The organism is Paraburkholderia phymatum STM815, from assembly GCF_000020045.1.
GTDB classification, from domain to species: domain Bacteria; phylum Pseudomonadota; class Gammaproteobacteria; order Burkholderiales; family Burkholderiaceae; genus Paraburkholderia; species Paraburkholderia phymatum.
This window is the reverse complement of the sequence record NC_010622.1, coordinates 1,003,732-1,025,102: the sequence shown is the minus strand read 5'-3', so window position 1 is coordinate 1,025,102 and position 21,371 is coordinate 1,003,732. Positions and strand designations below refer to the sequence as shown.

The window sequence follows — 21,371 nt, the reverse complement described above, 5'->3', positions numbered from 1 at the left end:
CGCTCTTGGCCTTGATCGTCCTGAAGATCGATGTCGATACGTTGCGTGGCACGCGTGAAGGCGTGCCCAATCTCGCGCGTATCTTCGACCGCTACAAGGCGCGCGCCACCTTCCTCTTCAGCCTCGGCCCCGACCACACCGGCTGGGCGATGCGGCGCGTGCTGCGGCCGGGCTTCCTGAAGAAGGTGTCGCGCACTTCGGTGGTCGAGCATTACGGCATCAGGCAACTGATGTACGGCGTGCTGCTGCCGGGACCGGACATCGGCGCGCGCGCCCGCTCGGAGATGCGCGCGATCCACGAAGCCGGCTTCGAATGCGGCATTCATACGTGGGATCACGTCTACTGGCAGGACAACGTGCGTTCGCGTCCGCGCGACTGGACCGTCGCGCAGATGCAGAAGAGCCACGACCGTTTCGCCGACATCTTCGGCATGCCGCCCGTCACGCATGGCGCGGCTGGCTGGCAGATGAACGGCCACGCGTTCGAGCAGATCGATGCGTGGGGCATGCAGTACGCATCCGACGGGCGTGGGCATACGCCTTACTTCCCGGTCGTCGGAGGGCGCACGCTGGCGCATGTGCAGATGCCGACCACCCTGCCCACGCTCGACGAAGTGCTGGGCGTCGACGGCATCGACACGGATAACGTCGCCGCGTGGATGTTGAAGCGCACCGAAAATAATCCGCATGACCAGGTGTTCACGCTGCATGCGGAACTGGAAGGCCAGAAACTCGCGCCCGTGTTCGAGCAGCTGCTGGCCGGGTGGCGTGCGCAAGGCCACATGTTCGCGACCATGGGCGATTACCACGCCAGGCTGGACCGCGACACACTGCCGTCGTACCCTGTCACATGGGGCGAAATCCCGGGCCGCTCCGGCGAACTGATCGTCCAGCCCGACTAGCTGTGCAGAGGGCCGCGCGTCATCCCGTCGTCCGCGATGCGCTCGCCCGATGCATGCCATCCTGTTCGCCGGGCGCGCCGTGCGCCAGCAAGCGGGCTGCGACGCGTCGCGCCACATACCGCATGACCGTCCGCCGCTTCGCGCAGCAACCCCAAGCAACCCCGAAGAAAAAGTTCAGGCGCGCGGCCCACGCCGCCGCCGGCACCCATAACAACCGGAGGACCTCGTGCCCATCGCAGTCGATCAACCCGTTCCCGATTTCACCGCCCCCGCCACCGGCGGCGACTTCACGCTGTCCAGCCTGCGCGGCAAGAAGGTCGTCGTTTACTTCTATCCGAAAGACAACACACCCGGCTGTACGACGGAAGGCCTGCAGTTCCGCGACCTGTATCCGAAGTTCAAGAAGGCGGGTGCGGAGATCATCGGCGTGTCGCGCGACAGCGTGCGCTCACACGATAACTTCAAGGCCAAGCTCGAACTGCCGTTTACCTTGGTATCGGACCCCGACGAATCGTTGTGCACGCTGTTCGGTGTCATGAAACTGAAGAAAATGTATGGCAAGGAAGTACGGGGAATCGAGCGCTCCACGTTCGTAATCGATGCTGAAGGCGTGCTGCGCCGAGAATGGCGGGGCGTGAAGGTGCCGGGCCACGTCGACGAGATTCTGGAGGCTGTACAAGCGCTTTGAGGCGCGTTATATTGGGCCGCAATGAGTGCCTGTTCACATACTTTTTTCCGCAGTTGCGCTGCAGATCGCGTAGTCGTCGTCGCTGACCACAAGGCAGTGACAACGGCAATGAAGCGAGCCACGAGGCGCCATGCGATGACCGAAGTCGAGCCGCTTGCCCCGGTTGCCGGGGCGGCGGCTTTTTTAATTGCGCGAAGCAGTTCGCGTCGTTCGCAGCGCACTTTCGTCAAGGAGCCGATCGAAAACCAGGCGAACCGGCATTACTAATCCGACACGCGCCACCGGACGCAAATTGCGAGCGCACGACGCACGACAGTTTGCGGCAGGCGGCGAAGAATTGTGACCCGCTTTATTTGAGGGAAACCATGCCTTTGCCTACCCCCCCCAGCAAGCTCGGCAATCTGTTGCCGCCTGATGAATACACGGCGAAGCCTGCAAAGCCTGGTCGAAAACAGGCACAAGAAGGGGAGCAAGCCGCATCGGCCGAATATGGCCGCGCCAATGTTGCCGCACCGATGACGCACGCCGCGAACGCGGCCACCACGCTGCGCCCCGTTCCGAACGCCGCCCCCGCTGTTGCAGAAGCCACGCCGTCGCGCAGCCGCAAGACGAAGCAGACGGCTGCCCTGCTGCAGCCGGTGCCCGCTGCGCCTGCCGCCGACGCGCAAGCGGCAGCCCCCATCGTCGCGCGCCGCGGCAAGGGTTCCGCCGAAGCGGAAGCGCCCGCCGCCGCAGCCGCCAAGACGGTGCGCCCGGCCACCAAGAAAGACTCGGCCAAGGGCGCGCAGGTCGAGATCCGCAAGCTGTTCGTACTCGACACCAACGTGCTGATGCACGATCCGACCTGCCTGTTCCGCTTCGAGGAACACGACGTCTATCTGCCCATGATGACGTTGGAAGAACTCGACAATCACAAGAAGGGGATGTCGGAAGTCGCCCGCAACGCGCGCCAGGTGAGCCGCACGCTGGATACGCTCGTCGCGAACGCAGGCGAGATGTCGGAAGGCATTCCCCTTGCGCGTCTGGGCAGCCGCGAAGCGCTGGGGCGCCTGTACTTCCAGACGAAGCTCACACATATCGAGCCCGTCGAAGGCCTGCCGCAGGGCAAGGCCGACAACCAGATTCTCGGCGTCGTGCGCGCGCTGCAGCGTGACCGGCAGGATCGCCAGGTCGTGCTGGTGTCGAAAGACATCAACATGCGTATCAAGGCGCACGCGCTCGGCCTGCCCGCCGAAGACTACTTCAACGACCAGGTTCTCGAAGACAAGGATCTGCTCTATTCCGGCATCCGTCAGCTGCCGCCCGACTTCTGGACGAAGCACGCGAAGGACATGGAGAGCTGGCAGGACACGAAAACGGGCACTACGTATTACCGCGTGACGGGCCCGCTGTGCGCGTCGATGCTGGTCAACGAGTTCGTCTATCTCGAGCCGCAGAACGGCGAGCCCGCGTTTCACGCCATCGTGCGCGAACTGAACGGCAAGACGGCGCTACTGCAGACGCTGCGCGACTACGGCCACCACAAGAACAATGTGTGGGGCATCACGGCGCGCAATCGCGAGCAGAACTTCGCGCTGAACCTGCTGATGAACCCGGAGATCGACTTCGTCACGCTGCTCGGCCAGGCCGGCACGGGCAAGACACTCGTCGCGCTCGCGGCGGGCCTCGCGCAGGTGCTCGACGACAAGCGCTACAACGAAATCATCGTGACGCGCGCGACGGTTCCCGTCGGCGAAGACATCGGCTTCCTGCCCGGCACGGAAGAGGAAAAGATGCAGCCGTGGATGGGTGCATTCGACGACAATCTCGAAGTGCTTCAGAAGACGGATGACGCGGCAGGCGAATGGGGCCGCGCGGCGACGCAGGAACTGATCCGCTCGCGCCTGAAGATCAAGAGCATGAACTTCATGCGCGGCCGCACGTTCGTCGACAAGTATCTGATCATCGACGAGGCGCAGAACCTGACGCCGAAGCAGATGAAGACGCTCGTGACGCGCGCGGGCCCGGGCACCAAGATCATCTGTCTCGGCAACATCGCGCAGATCGATACGCCGTATCTGACGGAAGGCAGTTCAGGCCTCACGTATGTCGTCGATCGCTTCAAGGGCTGGGCGCACAGCGGTCATGTGACGCTCGCGCGCGGCGAGCGCTCGCGTCTCGCGGATTACGCGTCGGATATTCTGTAACGCCCTTCTTTGCGCTGTTCCAGGCCGCTTCCGGTGACGCCGGCAGCGGCTTTTTCATGCGCGCCGCGCACGCAAATTATGCCCACCGCATCGTTCCACGCGGGTTTTACACGCATCCGACGTCTGCACAGCAACATTTAGCGCGTAAACTTCAAGTACTTCATCAAGAATTATTGCGAGAGGCCCGCTGCAGGGGCTACCATCGGGCATTGCCGGCTTTTGGCGAGCGTCGTTGCTCGTCTGCGCTCTCATGCTCCGCCTCGCGCTGTCACTATCGGTCGTCGCCCTGCTCGCCGCGTGCTCCGGCGCGCCGCAAAAGACCGTGCGCGGCTCGGGCGGATCGTATGCGTCCTCGGGTGACGCGTACCGCACCACGCCCCCCGGCTTTCCGCGTTTCGTCGATCACAGCATCGGCCGCGAAGAAATCTCCATTCAGGCGATGAGCCTCGTCGGCGTGCCCTATCGCTGGGGCGGCAACACGCCTGACAGCGGCTTCGACTGCAGCGGGCTCGTGCATTACGTCGTGCAGCGCGCTGCTTCCGTGAACCTGCCGCGCACGACGGCCGACATGAGTTCGCGCGGCGAATCGATCGATCCCGACGAAGTCGCGCCGGGCGACCTGATTTTCTTCAACACAACAGGACGGCCGCATTCGCATGTCGGGATCTACGTCGGCAAGTTGCGCTTCGTGAACGCACCGTCGACGGGCGGCACCGTGCGGCTCGACTATCTGACCAACCCGTATTGGGCGAAGCGTTTCGATGGCATCCGCCGGGTGGCGCCCGCGCTAAGCAAGCCGACGCCTGCGCCGTTCGATGCGCCGAGCTATCAGGCTGCCGCGCCCGCGCCGTGGGCACCCGCGGCTGCGCCTGCTGTTGCGGCCGTGGATACCTCGCGTCATGCCGCAGCTACGGAAGTGCCCGCCGTCGTGCATGGCACGTCTCGCGGCGTCGCCGGCACGTACGCCTCGCAAGCTCGCACGCAGGCCGCATCCAGCGCGAATACAGCGGCTGTGACTGCGGCCGCGCCCGCCGAGGCCTCCGCCGATCAGTTCGAACCCCCTCCACCCGGAATGAGCGCGGCGCGGCTGCAGGCGCGCGCAGCAGGCGCGGTGTCGCCGGGCATGGCTGCTCCGGTGAATTCGCCTGCTACCGACGCGACGATGCAACGCGCCGACCGTACCGCCGCCCCGTCCGATGCCATCGACGCGGCCGCCGATGCGTACGAGCCGCCGCCGCCCGCCGCCGTGGCCAACCGGCAGGCGCTTCAGGCGCGCCAAGCACAATCGTACGGTGATCAGGGCGGCGTGCAGATCATGCGGGCGTCGACGGCTTCGCGGCCGGTTCCCGCGCCGACGCGGACCAACGACGATCCGATTGCGGGCTTCGCGAACGACTGATGCGGGCTGCCGCACTCGCCCCGCCACATGAGCTCGGAAGCCGCGCGCCCCGACAGCCGCGCCCGATTCGCCCCCCGGCATCGCGCACCTCTGCTATCTTTTGACGATATTTCCTTCACTTCCCTGGTGGCGGTGACGACGATGGATCTCGGTCTCAAAGACAAGGTGGTTCTGATAACGGGCGGCAGCAAGGGCATCGGACTGGCGTGCGCGCGGGCTTTCGCGATGGAAGGCGCGAAGGTCGCGATCGTCTCGCGTGATCCCGCCAATCTCGCTCGCGCCCGCGAGCAATTGTCGAGCGAAGGCTTGCATGTGCATCTGACGCGCGCGGATCTACACGAGCCGCATAGCGCCGCAGACGTCGTCGAGGAAGCGACGGGCGCCGTCGGCCCGATCGACATCCTCATCAACAGCGCGGGCGCCGCGCGTCGCTACGATCCCGAATCGCTCGACGCGGCCGCGTTCAAGGCGACGATGGAAGCCAAGTACTTTCCGTATATCTATCCGCAACAGGAGGTGCTGAAGCGTATGGCCGAGCGCGTCAAATCCGGCGCCGCAAAGGAGCCGGGCACCATTGTCAACATCATCGGCATGGGTGGGAAGATGGCGAGCGACATTCACATCGCAGGCGGTGCCGCCAACGCGGCACTGATGCTCGCGACCGTCGGCCTTGCGCACTATTACGCGCGCTACGGCATTCGCATCAACGCGATCAATCCCGGCGCGACGCTGACGGATCGCGTCGAAGAAGCGCTGAAACTCGAAGCGTCGCGCGAAGGCATCGAGCCCGCCGAAGCGCTAACGCGTGGGGAAGCACGCGTGCCGCTCGGACGTTTCGCGAAACCGGAGGAAATCGCGGACGTCGCGCTTTTTCTGGCGAGTCGCCGCGCGAGCTACGTAACGGGCGCGATCGTCCCGATGGATGGAGGCAGCACGCCGCTGATCTGACGGCGGCGTGCTGTATCGCGGCTTAAAGGAAGCGGTGGCCGAGCCACCAGCCGGCCGCCGCTAATACGGCGGATGCGGGGATCGTCAGCACCCAGGCCCACACGATATTGCCCGCGACGCCCCAGCGGACGGCAGACAGCTTCTGCGTCGCGCCGACGCCGACGATCGCGCCGGTAATGGTATGCGTGGTGGACACGGGGATGCCGAGGAACGACGCGAGGAACAGCGTGATCGCACCGCCCGCCTCGGCACAGAACCCGCCCACCGGCTTGAGTTTCGTGATCTTCTGCCCCATCGTGCGCACGATCCGCCAGCCGCCGAACAGCGTGCCGAGGCCCATCGACAGGTAACACCCGCCGATCACCCACAGCGGCGGCGCGTCGGCCGTTGACGATGCATAGCCCGTTGCGATCAGCAGCATCCAGATGATGCCGATGGTCTTTTGGGCATCGTTGCCGCCGTGACCGAGGCTGTACAACCCGGCCGACAGCAGTTGCAGACGGCGGAAGCGCCGGTCGACCTTGCTCGGCGGCGTGCGGAAATAGATCCACGACACCAGCAGCATGAAGAACGAGCCGAGCACGAAGCCGAGCAGCGGCGACACGAAAATGAACGCGATCGTCTTCAGCAGACCGTCCCAGTTCAGCGCGCTCCAGCCCGATTTCGCAAGCGCGGAGCCCACCAGCCCGCCAATCAGCGCATGCGACGAACTCGACGGAATGCCGTAGTACCAGGTCACGATGTTCCAGCCGATCGCGCCGACCAGTGCGCCGAACACGACGTAGTGATCGACGATCCCGGGGTCGATCGTGCCCTTGCCCACCGTCTGTGCGACCTTCAGGTGAAAAACAAAGTACGCGATGACGTTGAACGCGGCCGCGAAGGCGACCGCCTGTTGCGGCTTCAGCACGCCCGTCGAGACGACGGTCGCGATCGAGTTCGCTGCGTCGTGGAAACCGTTCATGAAGTCGAAGACGAGCGCGACGACGACGAGCGTCGCGACCGCCCAGATGGCGAGTTGTATCGAATGCATTACGCGTTTTCCAGCACGATGCCTTCGATGATGTTCGCCACGTCCTCGCATTTGTCGGTGATCGACTCGAGCAACTCGTAAATTGCCTTCAGTTTGATCAGCGTCTTGACGTCGTCCTCTTCGCGGAAAAGCTTAGACATCGCCGAACGCAGCACGCGGTCCGCGTCCGACTCCAGCCGGTCGATGTCTTCGCAAGCCTTCAGGATGTCGCGCGCCTGCTTCATGTCCGACAGCATGGCGACAGCCGCCTGCACGCGTTCGCAGCACGCCGTCGAAATATGCGCAAGCTGGCTCGCCTCGGACGTCACGGACTGCACGTCGTACAGCGAAATGGCCGTCGCAACGTCCTCCATCAGATCCAGGATGTCGTCCATCGTGGTGATGAGTTTGTGGATTTCGTCGCGGTCGAGCGGCGTGATGAAGGTCTTGTGCAACAGATCGATGGTTTCGTGCGTCAGTTTGTCGGCCGCTTTTTCGGCCGTCTGCACGTTGTTCTTGTGGATCTCGGCGTCGCCGAGGTTATCGATCAGCAGTTCGAGTTCGCGGCTGCCCGCGACGATGTGCTTCGCGTGGGCGTTGAAGATTTCAAAGAATTTGCCCTCGGTGGGCATGAATCGACCAAACATTGGGATCCCGGAAAATGGTCACGGTGTGGCTGTCATAAAGCCGCAACATTGTACCGTTCCCGACCGTTCCGGGTGACGCGCGCGCCCGCGTTTTGTGCGTGCGCGCAACGCCGGGCGCAACCGGGTTTCCCCGTTTGCGCGCAATGTGCTACTCCCCGCCGTAAAAATTCTGCGGACCCGCAAAGTTGTCGAACTTCGTGAATTGACCGTGGAACGTGAGTCTAACGGGGCCGATAGGGCCATTACGCTGCTTGCCGATGATGATTTCGGCAGTGCCCTTATCGGGGCTGTCGGGGTTATAGACTTCGTCGCGGTAAATGAACAGGATCACGTCCGCGTCCTGTTCGATTGCACCCGATTCGCGCAAATCCGACATCACGGGACGCTTGTTCGGACGCTGTTCGAGACCGCGATTCAGCTGCGACAGCGCGATCACGGGCACGTCGAGTTCTTTGGCCAGGCTTTTCAGCGAACGCGAGATTTCCGAAATTTCCGTCGCGCGGTTTTCGCCTGACGACGAACCGCTCATCAGCTGCAAGTAGTCGATGATGATGAGTCCGAGCTTGCCGCACTGCCGCGACAGACGGCGCGCACGCGAGCGCAGTTCCATCGGGTTCAGGCCGCCCGTTTCGTCGATGAAAATCTGCGCTTCGCTCATTTTCTGCACGGCATGCGTGAGCTTCGGCCAGTCCTCGTCGGTCAGACGCCCGGTTCGCATGCGGTGCTGATCGAGCCGGCCGACGGAGCCGAGCATACGCATGATCAGCTGCGTGCCCGGCATTTCCATCGAGAACACCGCGACGGGCAAGCCATACTCGACGGCGACATATTCGCCGATATTCATCGAGAACGCCGTCTTGCCCATCGAAGGACGCCCCGCGACGATAATCAACTCGCCGCCGTGCATGCCCGACGTCATGCGGTCCAGATCGACGAAACCTGTCGGCGTGCCCGTCACGTCGCTCGGGTTCGCTGTGTGGTACAGCGTGTCGATGCGCTCGACGACCTGTGTCAGCAGCGGCCCGATTTCCAGGAAGCCCTGGGTGCCGCGCGCGCCGTCTTCCGCGATCGAGAACACCTTCGATTCGGCCTCGTCGAGCAGCTGACGGACTTCCTTGCCTTGCGGATTGAAAGCGTCGGCGGAGATCTCATCGGCCACGGACACGAGGCGGCGCAACACCGCGCGGTCGCGAACGATTTCCGCATAGCGCCGGATGTTCGCCGCGCTGGGCGTGTTCTGCGCAAGCGCGTTCAGATACGCAAGCCCGCCGACGTCGTCGGCCTTGCCCGAGGTGGTCAGCGCTTCGTAGACGGTCACGACGTCGGCGGGACGCGTCGCCGCGATCAGCCTGCCGATGTGCTCGAAGATGACACGGTGATCGAAGCGGTAGAAGTCGCTTTGCGCGAGGAAGTCAGCAATGCGGTCCCATGCGCCGTTGTCGAGCAGCAGACCGCCCAGCACCGATTGCTCGGCCTCGATGGAATGGGGCGGGACTTTCAGCGACTCGATTTGAGGATCTTTCGACGGTGCGTTCATGGGGTGGAATTATCGAACAAATAGAGACGGCGGCAAAGCGCCGAAAAGCTCAACGATCCGGGCTCGTCGACAGCGAGGGCGCAGAACAAAAAAGGCAGAGGCCGGTTTCCCGGCCCCTGCCCTTCATCGCCAGAACCTGCCTGACGATCGTCCTTCTTGTCCTGCTAATGCTTAGACGTGCTCGCCCAGCACCGACACCGTGACGTCAACCGTGACGTCCGTGTGCAGCGAAACGTGCACGGGATGGTCGCCGACCATCTTCAGCGGGCCTTCCGGCAGACGCACTTGCGCCTTTTCCACTTCGAAGCCTTGCTTGCCCAGCGCTGCGGCGATGTCGGCGTTCGTCACCGAGCCGAACAGACGGCCGTCCACGCCAGCCTTCTGTGCGATCTGAACCGTCATGCCCGAGAGCTTTTCGCCTTGAGCCTGAGCAGCCGACAGCTTTTCAGCCGCGACCTTTTCCAGTTCTGCGCGGCGAACTTCGAATTCGGCGATGGCTTCCTTCGTGGCGCGTCGTGCCTTTTTGTTCGGGATCAGGAAGTTACGCGCGTAACCGTCCTTCACCTTGACGATGTCGCCCAGGTTGCCGACGTTCAGGACTTTTTCGAGAAGAATGATTTGCATTCGGATGCTCCTTGTGACGTCGCCGGGTTAGGCCTTGTGCTGATCGGTGTACGGCATCAGCGCGAGGAAACGCGCGCGCTTGATGGCCGTGTCGAGCTGGCGCTGATAGTGGGCCTTGGTACCCGTCAGGCGTGCCGGCGTGATCTTGCCGTTTTCGCCAATGAAGTCCTTCAGCGTATCGATGTCCTTGTAGTCGATCTGTTCGACGCCTGCAGCCGTGAAGCGGCAGAACTTCTTGCGCTTGAAGAGCGGGTTTTGTTGCTGACGACGCTTGTCGAATTTCTTACCAGTCGGGCGGGGCATGATTAGTCCTTTCCAATGTCCTGCAATTCTGTGATGTGAAACACCAGAGTTCTCGCGTTGCGGCTTCTTTTGGCCAGAAAGCCGGTGAAGAGCGTTTCGACGCCCATCTCAATCCGCTCCAGCCTGCCGCTCGCTTCGCCGGCCGCGACCGCCTGCATGGTCAGTTCGACGGTTCGGGCAATGCCCGCTTCGACGACCTGCGTGCGGTGTTGCAACGTACAGCCTGCTATCGGAACGCCGGCGGGGGTGTACCGCACCGGTTCGCGTTCTACGACGCTTGCCGTGAGCTGCAGCCGATTCATCGATTCCTTTTACGAACCCTGATTGCGAAAACGGCGCGTGACTCTGATGGCTTAACGGTGTTGCTTTAAGCCTGCGCTTCCGTCGGCTGCGCTGCAGCCGCTTTCTTGGCTTCTTCGCGCTGCACTTCCTTCATCATCGGCGACGGGCCGGTTTCGGCCTTCTTCATCTTGACGATGAGGTGACGCAGAACGGCGTCGTTGAACTTGAACGCGTGTTCCAGTTCGTCGAGCGTAGCCTGGTCGCATTCGATGTTCATGCAGACGTAGTGAGCCTTCGCGAGTTTCTCGATCATGTAGGCCAGTTGGCGACGGCCCCAGTCTTCGATACGGTGGATCTGGCCACCGTGCGACGTGATCGTGGTCTTGTAACGCTCGATCATGGCGGGCACTTGCTCGCTCTGATCGGGGTGCACGATGAAGACGATTTCGTAATGACGCATGTTCACTCCTTGTGGATTGAAGCCACCCGGGCGTCGGAACCGGTGTGGCAAGTGAGAAGCCGAAGAATATAACCTGAATCGGCACTGTTTGCAAGATAAAGCACGAAGTGCGGACGCGATTCGGGCGTGTTTTCAATGATTTAGGGGCGGCCGCGGCGCCCAGCAAGCGCCCCGGCCGCCCCTAAATCGTCCCTCTATCGCCCGTCGCGAGCCTCACCTTCCGTCAACTGCCCGAATAAGGTGTCCCCGGCTGCCCGCCGTGCAGCCGGGTCGTCAGCGCCGTCTGCAACGCCGTCAGCGATTCGGGCGCGGCGTCCGTCACGGCCCACCACATCATGCCGTCGTCGCGCCAGCGTGCGACGGCATACCCGTCGCGCACCAGCGCCGGGCCGGGCTTGCCCGCCGAGCGGTCGTCCTCGGGGAAGACGTAGACGTCGATCACGTGCTTCGCGTGCCGGTACGTCAGCACGGCCACCCGCCGATGCCCCACGTAATCGAGCCGTCCGCCTGCCAGCGCAAACCCGCTCGCCGCGAGATCCTCGACGGGCGGCGCGTAGTCGAGCTTACCGTTGAACCACGGCTTGACGGTGTGCTGATCGGACGACACCACGTCGATGTCGTGCCCCGACAGTTGCGCGCGCACGTGGCTCGCCACCAGTTCGTCGACGAGCGGAAGCGGCTCGCCCGTCCGGTGCAGCGCCACCGCGACGCCCGCCGCGACCAGCGCACAGAAAGCGAGCGCGAGAGCGCCGCGCCAGACCGCGCTCGGCTGCCAACCGCCGCCCGCGCTGCCGCTCATCGGGCCGCCCGCGCCCTCTCCCGCCAGCGGCCCGAAACCGCCGCCTTTCGGCAACTGCGGCAACTGCGGCAACTGCGGCAGATGCAGCCACTCGCGCCAGCCCTTGTGCTGCCTCGCGCGCGGCTGGCGTTGCGGTTCGCTTTCGGGCACCGCCCGTTCGGGCATGGCCGATTCCGTCGACGGCAGCGCCGCCATGATCCTCTCGCGCAGATCGTCCGGCGCGCGGTAGTAATTGGCCGAGCGCACCGCGCCCTTCATCGCCCGCACCATCTCGCTTTCCCTCCGGCAAGATTCGCAGCTTTCGATATGCCGCTGCACGTCGCGCGATTGCGGCGGCGTGAGTTCGTGGTCCGCATTCGCATCGAGAAGCGGCCGTGCTTCGTTACAGTCCATCGGGCGCCTCTTGTGCGAGTCCGCCCGGCAACGCGCCGGGAGCGTGCGGCATCCAGCCGCCTTGGGTTTTGCGTGTGATGTCGGGTGCGACGCCGCCGTCGTGCGCCGGACGGGACGTATCCTGTGTTCGGGTCGACGCACGCACCGCCGGTCGCGCGCCCGACACATCGCCCGTTCCGTCCGGCGCACGCTGCGCAGCGCCTCCATCGCGCGCGCCACCCGTCGACCGCGCGCTCCCCTTCGATTGCAGCGACGTCAGCGCCGTCGCGAGTTTGCGCCGCCCGCGCGCGAGCCTCGACATCACGGTGCCCACGGGCAGGTCCGCGATGGTCGCGATCTCGCGATAACTCATCTCTTCCAGTTCGCGCAAAATCAGCACTTCGCGATATTCGACGGCCAGCTGTTCGAGCGCCTCATGCACGAGCCGCGTGTCTTCTTCGCGGATCAGCAGCGCTTCGGGGTCAGGCGAACCCGCGCTCCAGCCTTCGAACGACGCGTCGTCGAGGTTCTCGTCGAACTCGATCGTCGCGTTCACGCCGCCCGAACGCCTGCGCCATTCGGTGTACCACGTGCGCCGCACGATCGCGAGCAACCAGGGCCGCGCGGTCTCGCCGTGGAACGTGTCGAAGAAGCGGTACGCCCGCATGAACGCTTCCTGCACGACGTCGTCGGCATCGTGCCCATTGCCGCATAGCCAGCGTGCAAGGTTGTATGCGGCATCGAGGTGCGGCAGCGCCATCTGCTGAAAGCGCAGACTGCGTGCCGCCTCGGCGCGTGCGTCGCCACCTCTCGCCGCATGATTTCCCGTCTCATCCACCGATCGCCTCCAGGCTTGCCCAGACTTCACGGCTGCAAAACCCATCTGCAATTCAGTTTATTCCCGGGTTCTGCGCATCCTGCAAAAAATAAATCCGGGAATAGAACGCGGCCTCGCACGGTACCGCAGACGAGTCTCTAACTCGCGAGGACCATCATGCAGAACAGTCTCAAATGTCTGAAGCGGCGCGATTTTCTGCGCCTCGCCGCAGTCGGCGGCGCGGCGTTCGCATCGGCGCTGCCCGGCTTCTCTTACGGACGCGACGACGATTTTTACTTCGTCCAGCTCTCGGATGCGCACTGGGGCTTCGAAGGCCCCGGCGTCAATCCTGATTCGAAGGGCACGCTGCCGAAGGCGATTGCCGCCGTGAACGCGTTGCCGTCGCCGCCTGATTTCGTGATCCAGATCGTGCCCCGAAAACGGACGAAAACCCGACGAAAACTGGCAGATGTCGGCTACGCGCCGCACTCCACACGCCTAAAGCCTGTCGTCGAATGTGTGGTCAGGTAGAATTGACAGACTAACGGACACATATAGTGTCCAGGACCGACTTTCTCCTTCTCGCATGAACAACGAACGCAAAGACGCCGAGCGCCACGACGCGCCCGTTTCCAACTTCATCCGCAACATCATTGACGACGACAACCGCTCTGGAAAGTGGGGCCAGCGGGTGGAGACGCGCTTCCCGCCGGAACCGAACGGTTATCTGCACATCGGCCATGCGAAGAGCATCTGCCTGAACTTCGGCATTGCGCAAAGCTACGGCGGCATCTGTCATCTGCGCTTCGACGACACGAATCCGGAGAAGGAAAGCTTCGAGTACGTCGACTCGATCGTCGACGCCGTGAAGTGGCTCGGCTTCGAATGGAAGTCGGAGCAGCGGGAGCACCTGTACTTCGCGAGCGACTACTACGACAAGCTGTACGAGTTCGCCGAGCTGCTGATCACGCGCGGCAAGGCGTACGTCGACAGCCAGAGCGCGGAAGAAATGCGCGCGAACCGCGGCTCGGCGACGGAAGTCGGCACGCCGTCACCGTTCCGCGAGCGCAGCGTCGAAGAGAACCTGGACCTGTTCCGCCGCATGAAGGCAGGCGAGTTCAAGGAAGGCGAGCACGTGCTGCGCGCGAAGATCGACATGTCGTCGCCGAACTTCAACATGCGCGACCCGGTGATCTATCGCATCCGCTTCGCCCACCACTACCGGACGGGCGACACGTGGTGCGTGTATCCGATGTACGACTACACGCATTGCATTTCGGACGCGCTCGAAAACATCACGCATTCGCTGTGTACGCTCGAATTCGAAGACCACCGCCCGTTGTACGACTGGATCCTCAACGAGCTCGCCAACGCGGGCATCTTCACGCGTCCGCTGCCGCAGCAGATCGAATTTTCGCGCCTGAATCTCACGTACGCGATCACCAGCAAGCGCAAGCTGCTGCAACTCGTGAACGAAGGCCATGTGGACGGCTGGGACGATCCGCGCATGCCGACCATCGTCGGCGTGCGCCGGCGCGGCTTCACGCCGGAAGGCATCAAGTTGTTCTGCGAGCGCATCGGTATCACGAAGGTCGATTCGTGGATCGACATGAGCGTGTTCGAGGGCGCGCTGCGCGACGATCTGGATGAAAAGGCGCCGCGCGCGACCTGCGTGCTCGATCCGCTGAAGCTCGTCATCGACAACTACCCGGAAGGACAGACGGAAGAATGCAGCGCGCCCGTCCACCCGCATCACCCGGATCGCGGCTTGCGTACGTTTCCGTTCTCGCGCGAACTGTGGATCGAGCGCGAAGACTTCATGGAGAACGCGCCGAAGGGCTATTTCCGCCTGTTCCCAGGCAACAAGGTGCGGCTGAAGTACGGCTACGTCGTCGAATGCACGGGCGCGGAAAAGGACGAGAACGGCAACGTGATCGCCGTGCACTGCAACTACTTCGCGGATAGCCGCTCGGGCACGGAAGGCGCGAACAACTACAAGGTGAAGGGCACGATTCACTGGATCAGCGCGACTCAGGCTGTGCCCGTCGAGGTGCGCATCTACGATCGCCTGTTCAGGGAAGCGCAGCCCGACGCGGGCGGCCGCGATTTCCTCGAGGCGCTCAATCCCGATTCGAAGCGCATCGTGCAGGCGTTCGTCGAGCCGGGTCTGCGCGACATAGAACCAGAGCAGCGCTATCAGTTCGAGCGTCACGGCTACTTCGTTGCCGACCGATATGACACGAAGCCGGGCAAACCCATATTCAACCGGATCGTCAGTCTGCGCGACAGTTGGGGAAAGCCGGCGTAAGCTGATTGTCTGGTTGCGTCATGCACGGCATGCGGCGTTTCCAGCGCGCATGCTCGCGTGGCACACGATGGACATCGCCTGCCAGAGCATGACGATGCAGCCGGAGTGATTGCTGCCGGCTCCAGGGGGAACAATGAAGGTTGCAATCAAACACAAGCTGATGGCGATGGCGACCATCGTGGCCGCGGCGCTTGCGTCGCGCGCGCCCGCCGCACACGCTGACGAACTGACGGGCACCCTCAAGAAGATTCACGACGACGGCGTGATCACGCTGGGCGTACGCGAAGCATCGATTCCCTTCTCCTACTTCAACGGCGACCGTACGATCGGCTATTCGCAGTCGATCGCACTCGCCATCGTCGACGACATCAAGAAGACGCTCGCGATGCCCGATCTACGGGTGCGCGAAGTGCCCATCACGTCGGCGAACCGCTTCATGATGCTGGCCAACAACCAGATCGACCTCGAATGCGGTTCGACCACGCACACGCGCGAACGCGAAAGCGTGGCGGCGTTTTCGAACAGCTTCTTCCAGTACGCGGTGCGGATGATCGCGCGCAAGAACGCCGGCATCACGGACTTTCCTGACCTCGCCGGCAAGCCCGTCGTCACGACGGCGGGCACGTCGGACGAACGCCTCGTGCGCCAGTTGAACAGCGAGAAGCAGTTGAACATGCGAATCGCGAGCGCCAAGGATCATGCCGACGCGTTCGCGGCAGTGAAGGCAGACCGCGCGGTGGCGTTCGTGATGGATGAGCCGATTCTGTACGGCTTTCGCGCAACCGATCCGCGCCCGGACGACTTCATCGTGACGGGCACGCCGCTTGGCTACGAAACCTATGCGTGCATGTTCCGCAAGGGCGACGCGCCGTTCCGCGAGTTGGTGAACCGCGTCATTTCGAAGATGCAGACGTCGGGCGAGGCCGAGCGGCTCTACAACATCTGGTTCACGCAACCGATTCCGCCGCACGGGATCAACCTGAACTACCCGTTGTCGTCGGAGATGCGCACGTTGTTCGCGCATCCGAACGACAAGGCGCTCGACTGACGCCTCGGCCCGCCGCCGGGCGTGACTACGCTGGATCCAGCAGCCGGTGCAACTCAGCGAGCGATAGTGTCGTCTGAAAGAGCCGCGCGAGACTGCGGCTCGCGTAATGCTCGACTTCATCCGGCGCGGCCCAGCGGAAGGCGTCCATCTCGGGAATCATCGTGCCGTCCGAGCGGCGCGGAAACATCGAGGTGCAAACGCAGCGCGAGAGATCGAGTTCGTCGGCGCGAGCGCGCGCGGCGAACAGATGCAGATCCTTATCCCGTCGATATACAAAAAGCCCGAGGTCTTTCAGGCGCTCTGCCTCAAGCGCAAGGCCCGTTTCCTCGTCCATCTCGCGAAGCGCCGTCGCCTGCGGCGCTTCGCCTTCCTCACCCTGCCCTTTCGGAATGTCCCAGTGCGTCGTTTCCGTCGCGTGTGCGAGCAGCACGCGGCCGTCGGGATCGAGCAGGACGACGCCGCAAGAAATCGTGCGCGAGCTCAATGCTTCTTCTGGAGCACCCAGCGGCCCGTACCCTCACGGCAGAACTGCGGGTTCAGATTCATCGATTGGCCTTTCGCGCTCAACACCACATGCATTTGACGGCAAGTCCGATCGCCCGTCTTCGACGTGGCGTCGGGCGTCAGTTGCGCTTCGATTTTCGTGCTGTTGCGCAGACCCTCGTTGTTCCAGGCGACCGATTCGCCGTCCTGCTTCTTGTCGAGCGCTTCGAATGCGGCTGCTTTCAACGAATCGTTGTCGGCCTGCTTCATGTAGGAAATCGGCGTGTCGTTCAAAAAGGCGAGATTGGCGGCATGCGCGCCCACTGCGCCAGCGAGCAGCAGCCCGCCCACGGTGAGTTGAAACGCGGCTCGGGTTGGCATCGACATGTAGTTCTCCGCTGAAATCGGTTCGAGCACGATCGGCGCTGCCCTTGAGCCGCGCGATCTGGACCCCAAAAGCATAGCACGCCCGTCTCGCACACAGGTTTGCCGCGCACGCGCATGGAACGGCGCGCCCAGGCGTCCGGCGCCACCCTGATCGAGATAATGCCTGCCGCGCTGCGCCATCACTGACAAGCCTTTTCAGACGTTTTTAGGACGCCTCTCATGGGCGTCCCAGCAGGTCATCCCTAACATGATCCGGATCAAATTCAACTGCCATTCGCAACGCTTCCGCGTTGCGACAGACGTTCATGGATCTATCGCTCGCTCTCCAGTTATTCGCCGCAATACTGACGCTGATCTGCATCGCGCTGTCGGCCGTCGTGATGCTTGTCGATCCGGCGCCGACGCCGACCATTGTGCACATCCACGGCTTGCGCGGCAGCCGTTGGCCATGCGTGCTGACGCGAGCGGGCCTCAGTTGCCTCCTCGCGTCATTTATGTTGCTGATCGCAAGCTGTTATCTGCTCTTGACGACGTAGCGTCCGCGAGCTGCTGAGGCGCTTCGGCTCGATATCCGTCCGTCAGCTGCGCAGCGTCGGCGTGCGGAAAATGCCGCGATACTCGTCTTAGAAATGCGGAACGTGATGCGGAACGTGATGCGCAACGCTTCAGGGCAGCTTCGGCTGCCCTTTTCATTTGCTGATCGAGCGGCCGATGACTGGCACCGTGGTGTGTGACCGAAAGGCGCCCGCGCCAAGCAAAGAAGGAAGAAGTGGCCGGCGTCGGCGCACTTGATGGATGGCCCCCCCACGAGGAATCGAACCTCGATTTCAGGTTTAGAAGACCCGTGTTCTATCCGTTGAACTATGGGGAGGCGAAACCGGAATTTTAACCCGGCCTGGTCGTCGAGGATGACGTCAGATCCGGGGCACGAGACGTGCCGTGATGCGCAAACAGAACGGCCCGGCAGCAACGCCGGGCCCGGGATTATAACCGATCGTTCCGCGCCGTCAGACCGGCTGGGGATGGGTCATGAACCAGCCGAGGAACACCACACCGGCGATCACGCAGTACACGCCGAACGCCGCCAGCCGGCCACGTCCTTCGAAGTAACGCATCAGGAAACGCACGCTCAGATACGCCGCGATGGCCGTCAGAACGCCGCCTAGCAGCGCGTCGGCGAGCTGGCCCGGCGCGTGGAACAGTTTCGGCAATTCGAGTACGCCCGCCGCGAAAATGATCGGCGTGCCGAGCAGGAACGAGAATTCGGCTGCTTTCTCTGCGGTAAGGCCCGCGCCATTGCCTGCGATCATCGTCAGGCCGCTGCGCGAGAAACCGGGAATCAGCGCGCCGATCTGTGCGAGGCCGACGAGAAACGCCTGTTTGAACGTCAGCTTCTCCGGCGCCTGATGCGGGCGCGAGCGCTGCAAGCGGTCGCCGAGCCACAGCAGGATACCGTTGACGATCAGCGCGATCGCGACGATGCGCAGGTCGTGGAACACGCGCTCCAGCCGCTTTTCGAGCAGCAAACCCACCAGACCGGCCGGAATCGTCCCGATGATGAGCGCCCACATCAGGTGGCCCTCGTCATTGTGCCGACCCGACAGCGACGCGAAAAAGCCGCTTATCAGCGCGATCCAGCGCGCACGGAAGTACCACAGCAACGCGAACGCCGTGCCGAGGTGCAGCGCGACGAGGAACGGCAGCAGTTGCGGCGCATGCTTGTCGATATGCATGCCGAAGAGCGCGGGGACGAGGAGCGTATGACCAAGACTGCTCACTGGAAACAGTTCCGTGACGCCCTGCAGCACGCTCAAAAAGATCAAAAACGACAGGCTCACGCGTCGGTCCTTTTGAAAGAAGTGGGGAGGATGGACAGCTTGCCGGAGCATGATGTCCAGCATCTGAAGGCGCGTCGATTATGACGGCGCGATTCCGGAGAGCCAAGGACAATCATTCGACTTTTTACGCACCTTGCGGCATCGCACCATCTTTGAAAGCGTGATTACGGTCATGAAAGCAAAAAGGCCCGCCTTGGAAGGCGGGCCTGCGTGCGGAGGCTGCGCGGACCGTCGGTACGTGCCGACGGCTCAACGTGGTATCTCGTCGCCCCGTGTCAGCGTGCAAATTTATAAAAGAAATAAATCGTACTGCCCGTAAACATGCCGAACAGTGCCACGCTCATTGCCATTGCGAGATCCATCGCCCCTCCCAAAAACCGAGTGATCGCGTCCGGCCGCAACCGGTCCTCAAGCACATTATCGATTGCGCCGACCGTGCGGTAACACCCGCAATTTCCCCAGAAGGGTTTCCCCGTAGCATAAAGCGGCGCAAAATCGGCGTTCGTCGCGCGCTTTGCGCCAGGATTGTGCATATTCCCTCCCCTCCCAACCGCTTTCTAACGTTCATTGCCATGCCCCAATTCCAGCAACAGGACATTATCGAAATCGCACGCGACGCCTCCCTGCTCCGCGTCGCGCCGCAGGCGGGCGGCCGCCTGCTGTCGTGGGACGTCGACGGCCAGTCGGTGATCTTCTGGCCCGACCAGGCAGACTGGAGCCAGCCCGCGCGCGTTCGCGGCGGCAATCCGCTGCTCTTTCCGTTTCTCGGACGCCATTTTGTCGACGGGCAGATCGGCCGATGGAAGGACGCGCAAGGCGTCGTGCGCGATTTGCCGATGCACGGCTTCGCGCGCGATCTGCCGTTCGAGGCGACGGTCGACGAAGCAGCCCGTTCGATCAGCATGACGCTGACCGACAGCGACGCGACCCGCGCAAGCTATCCGTTCAGCTTCCGCTTCGAGGCGAAGTACACGCTCGTCGACGCGCACACGCTCGATGTCGACTTCGTCACGACCAACACGGGCGCGCCGGGCAGCGCGCCGCTGCCCTACTACGCGGGCCATCACTTCTATTTCACGCTGCCGCACACGCAACGCGGCGAGACCGTGCTGGAACTGCCGCGCACGGTGCGCCGCCATCAGTTGCCGGACGGCGCGATCGCGGCAGGCGAAGCGGGCGAGCCGGATTACCGCCTTGACGACCCGGGCATCCTGGACCGCTTCCATTGCCTCGATGGCGCGCCGGATCACCTCGTGCGCGTGGTCGCGCTTGCCTTGAACCGCAGCATCACGATCGATCTGCAGCGACCCGGCTCGGTGCCGTGGTACGCCGTCACGACGTGGACGGAGAAGCCCGAATCCGACTTCTTCTGCGTCGAGCCGTGGCTGGGTCTGCCCGATGCGATCCACAACGGTCTCGGCCTGCGCTGGCTCGAAGCGGGCGACACGGAAACGGCGTCGCTGCGCCTCGCCGTCGGCACGCTGCCCTGATCGATCGCCGCGCACGAGTCCGAAAACGGATGCTGCTTTGCAAAACCGTTAGAATCTGGCGTTTTGCAACTGCCGCGTGATCGGGATCGGCGCGCGGCGGCGTCTTGCGAGGTCCAATGTTGACAACAAAAATCAGACAGCTCGTCTGCGGGGCGATGGTCGCGGCACTGGCCGCATGCGGCTCGGCTCCCGTGGGTCCGGGCTTCTATCGCGTCGAACGGGGCGACACGCTGTACAAGGTCGCGCGCAGCAACCGGACGTCGGTGCAGAACATCGTGCGCTGGAACAACCTGTCGAATCCCGATTCGATCGAGGTCGGCCAGGTGCTGCGCGTCGCGCCGCCGCCCGGCACAGCGACGGCCAGCACGGCTCCGGCGCGAAGCAGCAATGGCAGCGGCAGCGCGAGCGCAGCGGCGGCAACGGCGTCCTCGTCGCGCGGCGCGGCCGCCGACACGCCTTCGGCGCCTCCGTCGTCGATCTCGTTGATCTGGCCGGCAACGGGCAATGTGGTCCGCAACTTCGACGGCAATAATTCGAAAGGCATCGATATCGCGAACGCCGCGGGCACACCCGTGTTCGCCGCGGCGGGCGGCACCGTCGTCTATGCAAGCAACGGCCTGCGCGGCTACGGCAATCTGCTGATCATCAAGCACAACGCCGATTACCTGACGGCCTACGCGCACAACCGCACGCTGCTCGTGAAGGAAGGCGAGACCGTGCAGCAAGGTCAGAAAATCGCCGAGATGGGCGACTCGGACAACGACCGCGTGATGCTGCATTTCGAACTGCGTTACGCGGGCCGCTCGATCGATCCGGCGCGGTCTCTGCCGCCACGCTGAAC

Annotated in this window: 24 protein-coding genes, 1 tRNA gene and 1 pseudogene; 12 read left to right on the top strand and 14 right to left on the bottom strand. The window is 63.3% G+C overall.

The window, feature by feature from the left end; all coding sequences use genetic code 11:
• Positions 1–5: 5 nt before the first annotated feature.
• From BPHY_RS04675 to BPHY_RS04650, 6 genes are all read left to right on the top strand, one after another.
• Positions 6–902: a polysaccharide deacetylase family protein gene (locus BPHY_RS04675; RefSeq protein WP_012400330.1), complete on the top strand. Its 897-nt coding sequence runs from the start codon at positions 6–8 to the stop codon at positions 900–902.
• Between the two features lie 226 nt (positions 903–1,128).
• Entirely contained in the window at positions 1,129–1,590 is a 462-nt protein-coding gene (locus tag BPHY_RS04665; RefSeq protein WP_012400329.1) for a peroxiredoxin, read from the top strand.
• A gap of 135 nt (positions 1,591–1,725) precedes the next feature.
• Complete coding sequence (locus BPHY_RS43815) at positions 1,726–1,857, top strand: hypothetical protein (RefSeq protein ID WP_277398068.1); 132 nt, start codon at positions 1,726–1,728, stop codon at positions 1,855–1,857.
• A gap of 98 nt (positions 1,858–1,955) precedes the next feature.
• The gene (locus BPHY_RS04660; protein WP_012400328.1) at positions 1,956–3,776 is read left to right on the top strand and encodes a PhoH family protein; all 1,821 of its coding nucleotides are present in this window, start codon (positions 1,956–1,958) and stop codon (positions 3,774–3,776) included.
• Between the two features lie 250 nt (positions 3,777–4,026).
• Positions 4,027–5,175 carry a C40 family peptidase gene (locus tag BPHY_RS04655; protein ID WP_012400327.1) on the top strand — a complete coding sequence of 383 codons (1,149 nt, stop codon included), beginning with the start codon at positions 4,027–4,029 and terminating at the stop codon, positions 5,173–5,175.
• 141 nt (positions 5,176–5,316) lie between these two features.
• Positions 5,317–6,123, top strand: a complete 807-nt coding sequence (locus tag BPHY_RS04650) for an SDR family oxidoreductase (RefSeq protein ID WP_012400326.1) — start codon at positions 5,317–5,319, stop codon at positions 6,121–6,123.
• A 22-nt stretch (positions 6,124–6,145) separates the two neighbouring features.
• On the opposite strand, the gene BPHY_RS04645 is transcribed toward BPHY_RS04650, so the two are convergent.
• The 9 genes from BPHY_RS04645 to BPHY_RS04605 form a co-directional block, all read right to left on the bottom strand.
• Positions 6,146–7,156, bottom strand: coding sequence for an inorganic phosphate transporter (locus BPHY_RS04645; RefSeq protein ID WP_012400325.1), 1,011 nt, complete (start codon positions 7,154–7,156; stop codon positions 6,146–6,148).
• Positions 7,156–7,782: a DUF47 domain-containing protein gene (locus BPHY_RS04640; RefSeq protein WP_012400324.1), complete on the bottom strand. Its 627-nt coding sequence runs from the start codon at positions 7,780–7,782 to the stop codon at positions 7,156–7,158. The genes BPHY_RS04645 and BPHY_RS04640 overlap by 1 nt, the downstream gene beginning before the upstream one ends.
• Before the next feature lie 148 nt (positions 7,783–7,930).
• On the bottom strand, positions 7,931–9,319 hold the full coding sequence (locus BPHY_RS04635; protein ID WP_012400323.1) for a replicative DNA helicase: 1,389 nt from the start codon (positions 9,317–9,319) through the stop codon (positions 7,931–7,933).
• A gap of 171 nt (positions 9,320–9,490) precedes the next feature.
• Positions 9,491–9,943 (bottom strand): 50S ribosomal protein L9, encoded by a 453-nt coding sequence (gene rplI / locus BPHY_RS04630; RefSeq protein WP_012400322.1) that lies wholly within the window; start codon positions 9,941–9,943, stop codon positions 9,491–9,493.
• A gap of 27 nt (positions 9,944–9,970) precedes the next feature.
• Complete coding sequence (rpsR, locus tag BPHY_RS04625; RefSeq protein ID WP_012400321.1) at positions 9,971–10,246, bottom strand: 30S ribosomal protein S18; 276 nt, start codon at positions 10,244–10,246, stop codon at positions 9,971–9,973.
• A 2-nt stretch (positions 10,247–10,248) separates the two neighbouring features.
• Positions 10,249–10,548, bottom strand: a complete 300-nt coding sequence (gene priB, locus BPHY_RS04620) for a primosomal replication protein N (RefSeq protein WP_012400320.1) — start codon at positions 10,546–10,548, stop codon at positions 10,249–10,251.
• Between the two features lie 65 nt (positions 10,549–10,613).
• Positions 10,614–10,988 (bottom strand): 30S ribosomal protein S6, encoded by a 375-nt coding sequence (gene rpsF / locus BPHY_RS04615; RefSeq protein WP_012400319.1) that lies wholly within the window; start codon positions 10,986–10,988, stop codon positions 10,614–10,616.
• A gap of 223 nt (positions 10,989–11,211) precedes the next feature.
• Positions 11,212–12,180, bottom strand: a complete 969-nt coding sequence (locus BPHY_RS04610) for an anti-sigma factor family protein (protein ID WP_012400318.1) — start codon at positions 12,178–12,180, stop codon at positions 11,212–11,214.
• Entirely contained in the window at positions 12,170–12,997 is an 828-nt protein-coding gene (locus BPHY_RS04605; protein WP_012400317.1) for an RNA polymerase sigma factor, read from the bottom strand. The genes BPHY_RS04610 and BPHY_RS04605 overlap by 11 nt, the downstream gene beginning before the upstream one ends.
• A gap of 156 nt (positions 12,998–13,153) precedes the next feature.
• Here BPHY_RS04605 and BPHY_RS04600 point away from each other — a divergent pair.
• The 3 genes and pseudogenes from BPHY_RS04600 to BPHY_RS04590 all read left to right on the top strand — a co-directional run.
• Positions 13,154–13,399 (top strand): annotated as a pseudogene (locus BPHY_RS04600) (twin-arginine translocation signal domain-containing protein); the annotation flags it as partial.
• Between the two features lie 163 nt (positions 13,400–13,562).
• On the top strand, positions 13,563–15,284 hold the full coding sequence (locus tag BPHY_RS04595; RefSeq protein ID WP_012400315.1) for a glutamine--tRNA ligase/YqeY domain fusion protein: 1,722 nt from the start codon (positions 13,563–13,565) through the stop codon (positions 15,282–15,284).
• A 133-nt stretch (positions 15,285–15,417) separates the two neighbouring features.
• Positions 15,418–16,332 (top strand): transporter substrate-binding domain-containing protein, encoded by a 915-nt coding sequence (locus BPHY_RS04590; protein ID WP_012400314.1) that lies wholly within the window; start codon positions 15,418–15,420, stop codon positions 16,330–16,332.
• 25 nt (positions 16,333–16,357) lie between these two features.
• Here the strand turns inward: BPHY_RS04590 and BPHY_RS04585 are convergent, their stop codons facing one another.
• Positions 16,358–16,816, bottom strand: a complete 459-nt coding sequence (locus tag BPHY_RS04585) for an NUDIX hydrolase (RefSeq protein ID WP_012400313.1) — start codon at positions 16,814–16,816, stop codon at positions 16,358–16,360.
• The gene (locus tag BPHY_RS04580) at positions 16,813–17,202 is read right to left on the bottom strand and encodes an RT0821/Lpp0805 family surface protein (protein WP_012400312.1); all 390 of its coding nucleotides are present in this window, start codon (positions 17,200–17,202) and stop codon (positions 16,813–16,815) included. Before BPHY_RS04580 ends, BPHY_RS04585 begins: the two co-directional genes overlap by 4 nt.
• Positions 17,203–17,507: 305 nt before the next feature.
• On the opposite strand from BPHY_RS04580, the gene BPHY_RS04575 reads away from it, so the two are divergent.
• Positions 17,508–17,738 carry a hypothetical protein gene (locus BPHY_RS04575; protein ID WP_041763287.1) on the top strand — a complete coding sequence of 77 codons (231 nt, stop codon included), beginning with the start codon at positions 17,508–17,510 and terminating at the stop codon, positions 17,736–17,738.
• A gap of 260 nt (positions 17,739–17,998) precedes the next feature.
• Here BPHY_RS04575 and BPHY_RS04570 read toward each other — a convergent pair.
• The 3 genes from BPHY_RS04570 to BPHY_RS04560 form a co-directional block, all read right to left on the bottom strand.
• Positions 17,999–18,073: transfer RNA gene (locus BPHY_RS04570), tRNA-Arg, on the bottom strand.
• A gap of 136 nt (positions 18,074–18,209) precedes the next feature.
• The gene (locus BPHY_RS04565; RefSeq protein ID WP_041763734.1) at positions 18,210–19,040 is read right to left on the bottom strand and encodes an undecaprenyl-diphosphate phosphatase; all 831 of its coding nucleotides are present in this window, start codon (positions 19,038–19,040) and stop codon (positions 18,210–18,212) included.
• A 275-nt stretch (positions 19,041–19,315) separates the two neighbouring features.
• Complete coding sequence (locus BPHY_RS04560; RefSeq protein ID WP_012400309.1) at positions 19,316–19,573, bottom strand: hypothetical protein; 258 nt, start codon at positions 19,571–19,573, stop codon at positions 19,316–19,318.
• A 39-nt stretch (positions 19,574–19,612) separates the two neighbouring features.
• Here BPHY_RS04560 and BPHY_RS04555 point away from each other — a divergent pair, with 39 nt between their 5' ends.
• Together BPHY_RS04555 and BPHY_RS04550 are read left to right on the top strand one after the other, a co-directional pair.
• On the top strand, positions 19,613–20,530 hold the full coding sequence (locus tag BPHY_RS04555; RefSeq protein WP_012400308.1) for an aldose epimerase family protein: 918 nt from the start codon (positions 19,613–19,615) through the stop codon (positions 20,528–20,530).
• Positions 20,531–20,646: 116 nt separating this feature from the next.
• Positions 20,647–21,369, top strand: coding sequence for a peptidoglycan DD-metalloendopeptidase family protein (locus tag BPHY_RS04550; protein WP_012400307.1), 723 nt, complete (start codon positions 20,647–20,649; stop codon positions 21,367–21,369).
• Positions 21,370–21,371: the final 2 nt, after the last annotated feature.

Bases quoted from the DNA above. Each gene is read 5' to 3' on its own strand.
- rpsF (WP_012400319.1), bottom strand. From the start codon at position 10,988: ATGCGTCATTACGAAATCGTCTTCATCGTGCACCCCGATCAGAGCGAG.
- BPHY_RS04575 (WP_041763287.1), top strand. From the start codon at position 17,508: ATGGATCTATCGCTCGCTCTCCAGTTATTCGCCGCAATACTGACGCTG.
- BPHY_RS04560 (WP_012400309.1), bottom strand. From the start codon at position 19,573: ATGCACAATCCTGGCGCAAAGCGCGCGACGAACGCCGATTTTGCGCCG.
- BPHY_RS04640 (WP_012400324.1), bottom strand. From the start codon at position 7,782: ATGTTTGGTCGATTCATGCCCACCGAGGGCAAATTCTTTGAAATCTTC.
- BPHY_RS04590 (WP_012400314.1), top strand. From the start codon at position 15,418: ATGAAGGTTGCAATCAAACACAAGCTGATGGCGATGGCGACCATCGTG.
- BPHY_RS04645 (WP_012400325.1), bottom strand. From the start codon at position 7,156: ATGCATTCGATACAACTCGCCATCTGGGCGGTCGCGACGCTCGTCGTC.
- BPHY_RS04555 (WP_012400308.1), top strand. From the start codon at position 19,613: ATGCCCCAATTCCAGCAACAGGACATTATCGAAATCGCACGCGACGCC.
- rplI (WP_012400322.1), bottom strand. From the start codon at position 9,943: ATGCAAATCATTCTTCTCGAAAAAGTCCTGAACGTCGGCAACCTGGGC.
- priB (WP_012400320.1), bottom strand. From the start codon at position 10,548: ATGAATCGGCTGCAGCTCACGGCAAGCGTCGTAGAACGCGAACCGGTG.
- BPHY_RS04650 (WP_012400326.1), top strand. From the start codon at position 5,317: ATGGATCTCGGTCTCAAAGACAAGGTGGTTCTGATAACGGGCGGCAGC.
- BPHY_RS04580 (WP_012400312.1), bottom strand. From the start codon at position 17,202: ATGTCGATGCCAACCCGAGCCGCGTTTCAACTCACCGTGGGCGGGCTG.
- BPHY_RS04655 (WP_012400327.1), top strand. From the start codon at position 4,027: ATGCTCCGCCTCGCGCTGTCACTATCGGTCGTCGCCCTGCTCGCCGCG.
- rpsR (WP_012400321.1), bottom strand. From the start codon at position 10,246: ATGCCCCGCCCGACTGGTAAGAAATTCGACAAGCGTCGTCAGCAACAA.
- BPHY_RS04635 (WP_012400323.1), bottom strand. From the start codon at position 9,319: ATGAACGCACCGTCGAAAGATCCTCAAATCGAGTCGCTGAAAGTCCCG.
- BPHY_RS04660 (WP_012400328.1), top strand. From the start codon at position 1,956: ATGCCTTTGCCTACCCCCCCCAGCAAGCTCGGCAATCTGTTGCCGCCT.
- BPHY_RS43815 (WP_277398068.1), top strand. From the start codon at position 1,726: ATGACCGAAGTCGAGCCGCTTGCCCCGGTTGCCGGGGCGGCGGCTTTT.
- BPHY_RS04550 (WP_012400307.1), top strand. From the start codon at position 20,647: ATGTTGACAACAAAAATCAGACAGCTCGTCTGCGGGGCGATGGTCGCG.
- BPHY_RS04595 (WP_012400315.1), top strand. From the start codon at position 13,563: ATGAACAACGAACGCAAAGACGCCGAGCGCCACGACGCGCCCGTTTCC.
- BPHY_RS04610 (WP_012400318.1), bottom strand. From the start codon at position 12,180: ATGGACTGTAACGAAGCACGGCCGCTTCTCGATGCGAATGCGGACCAC.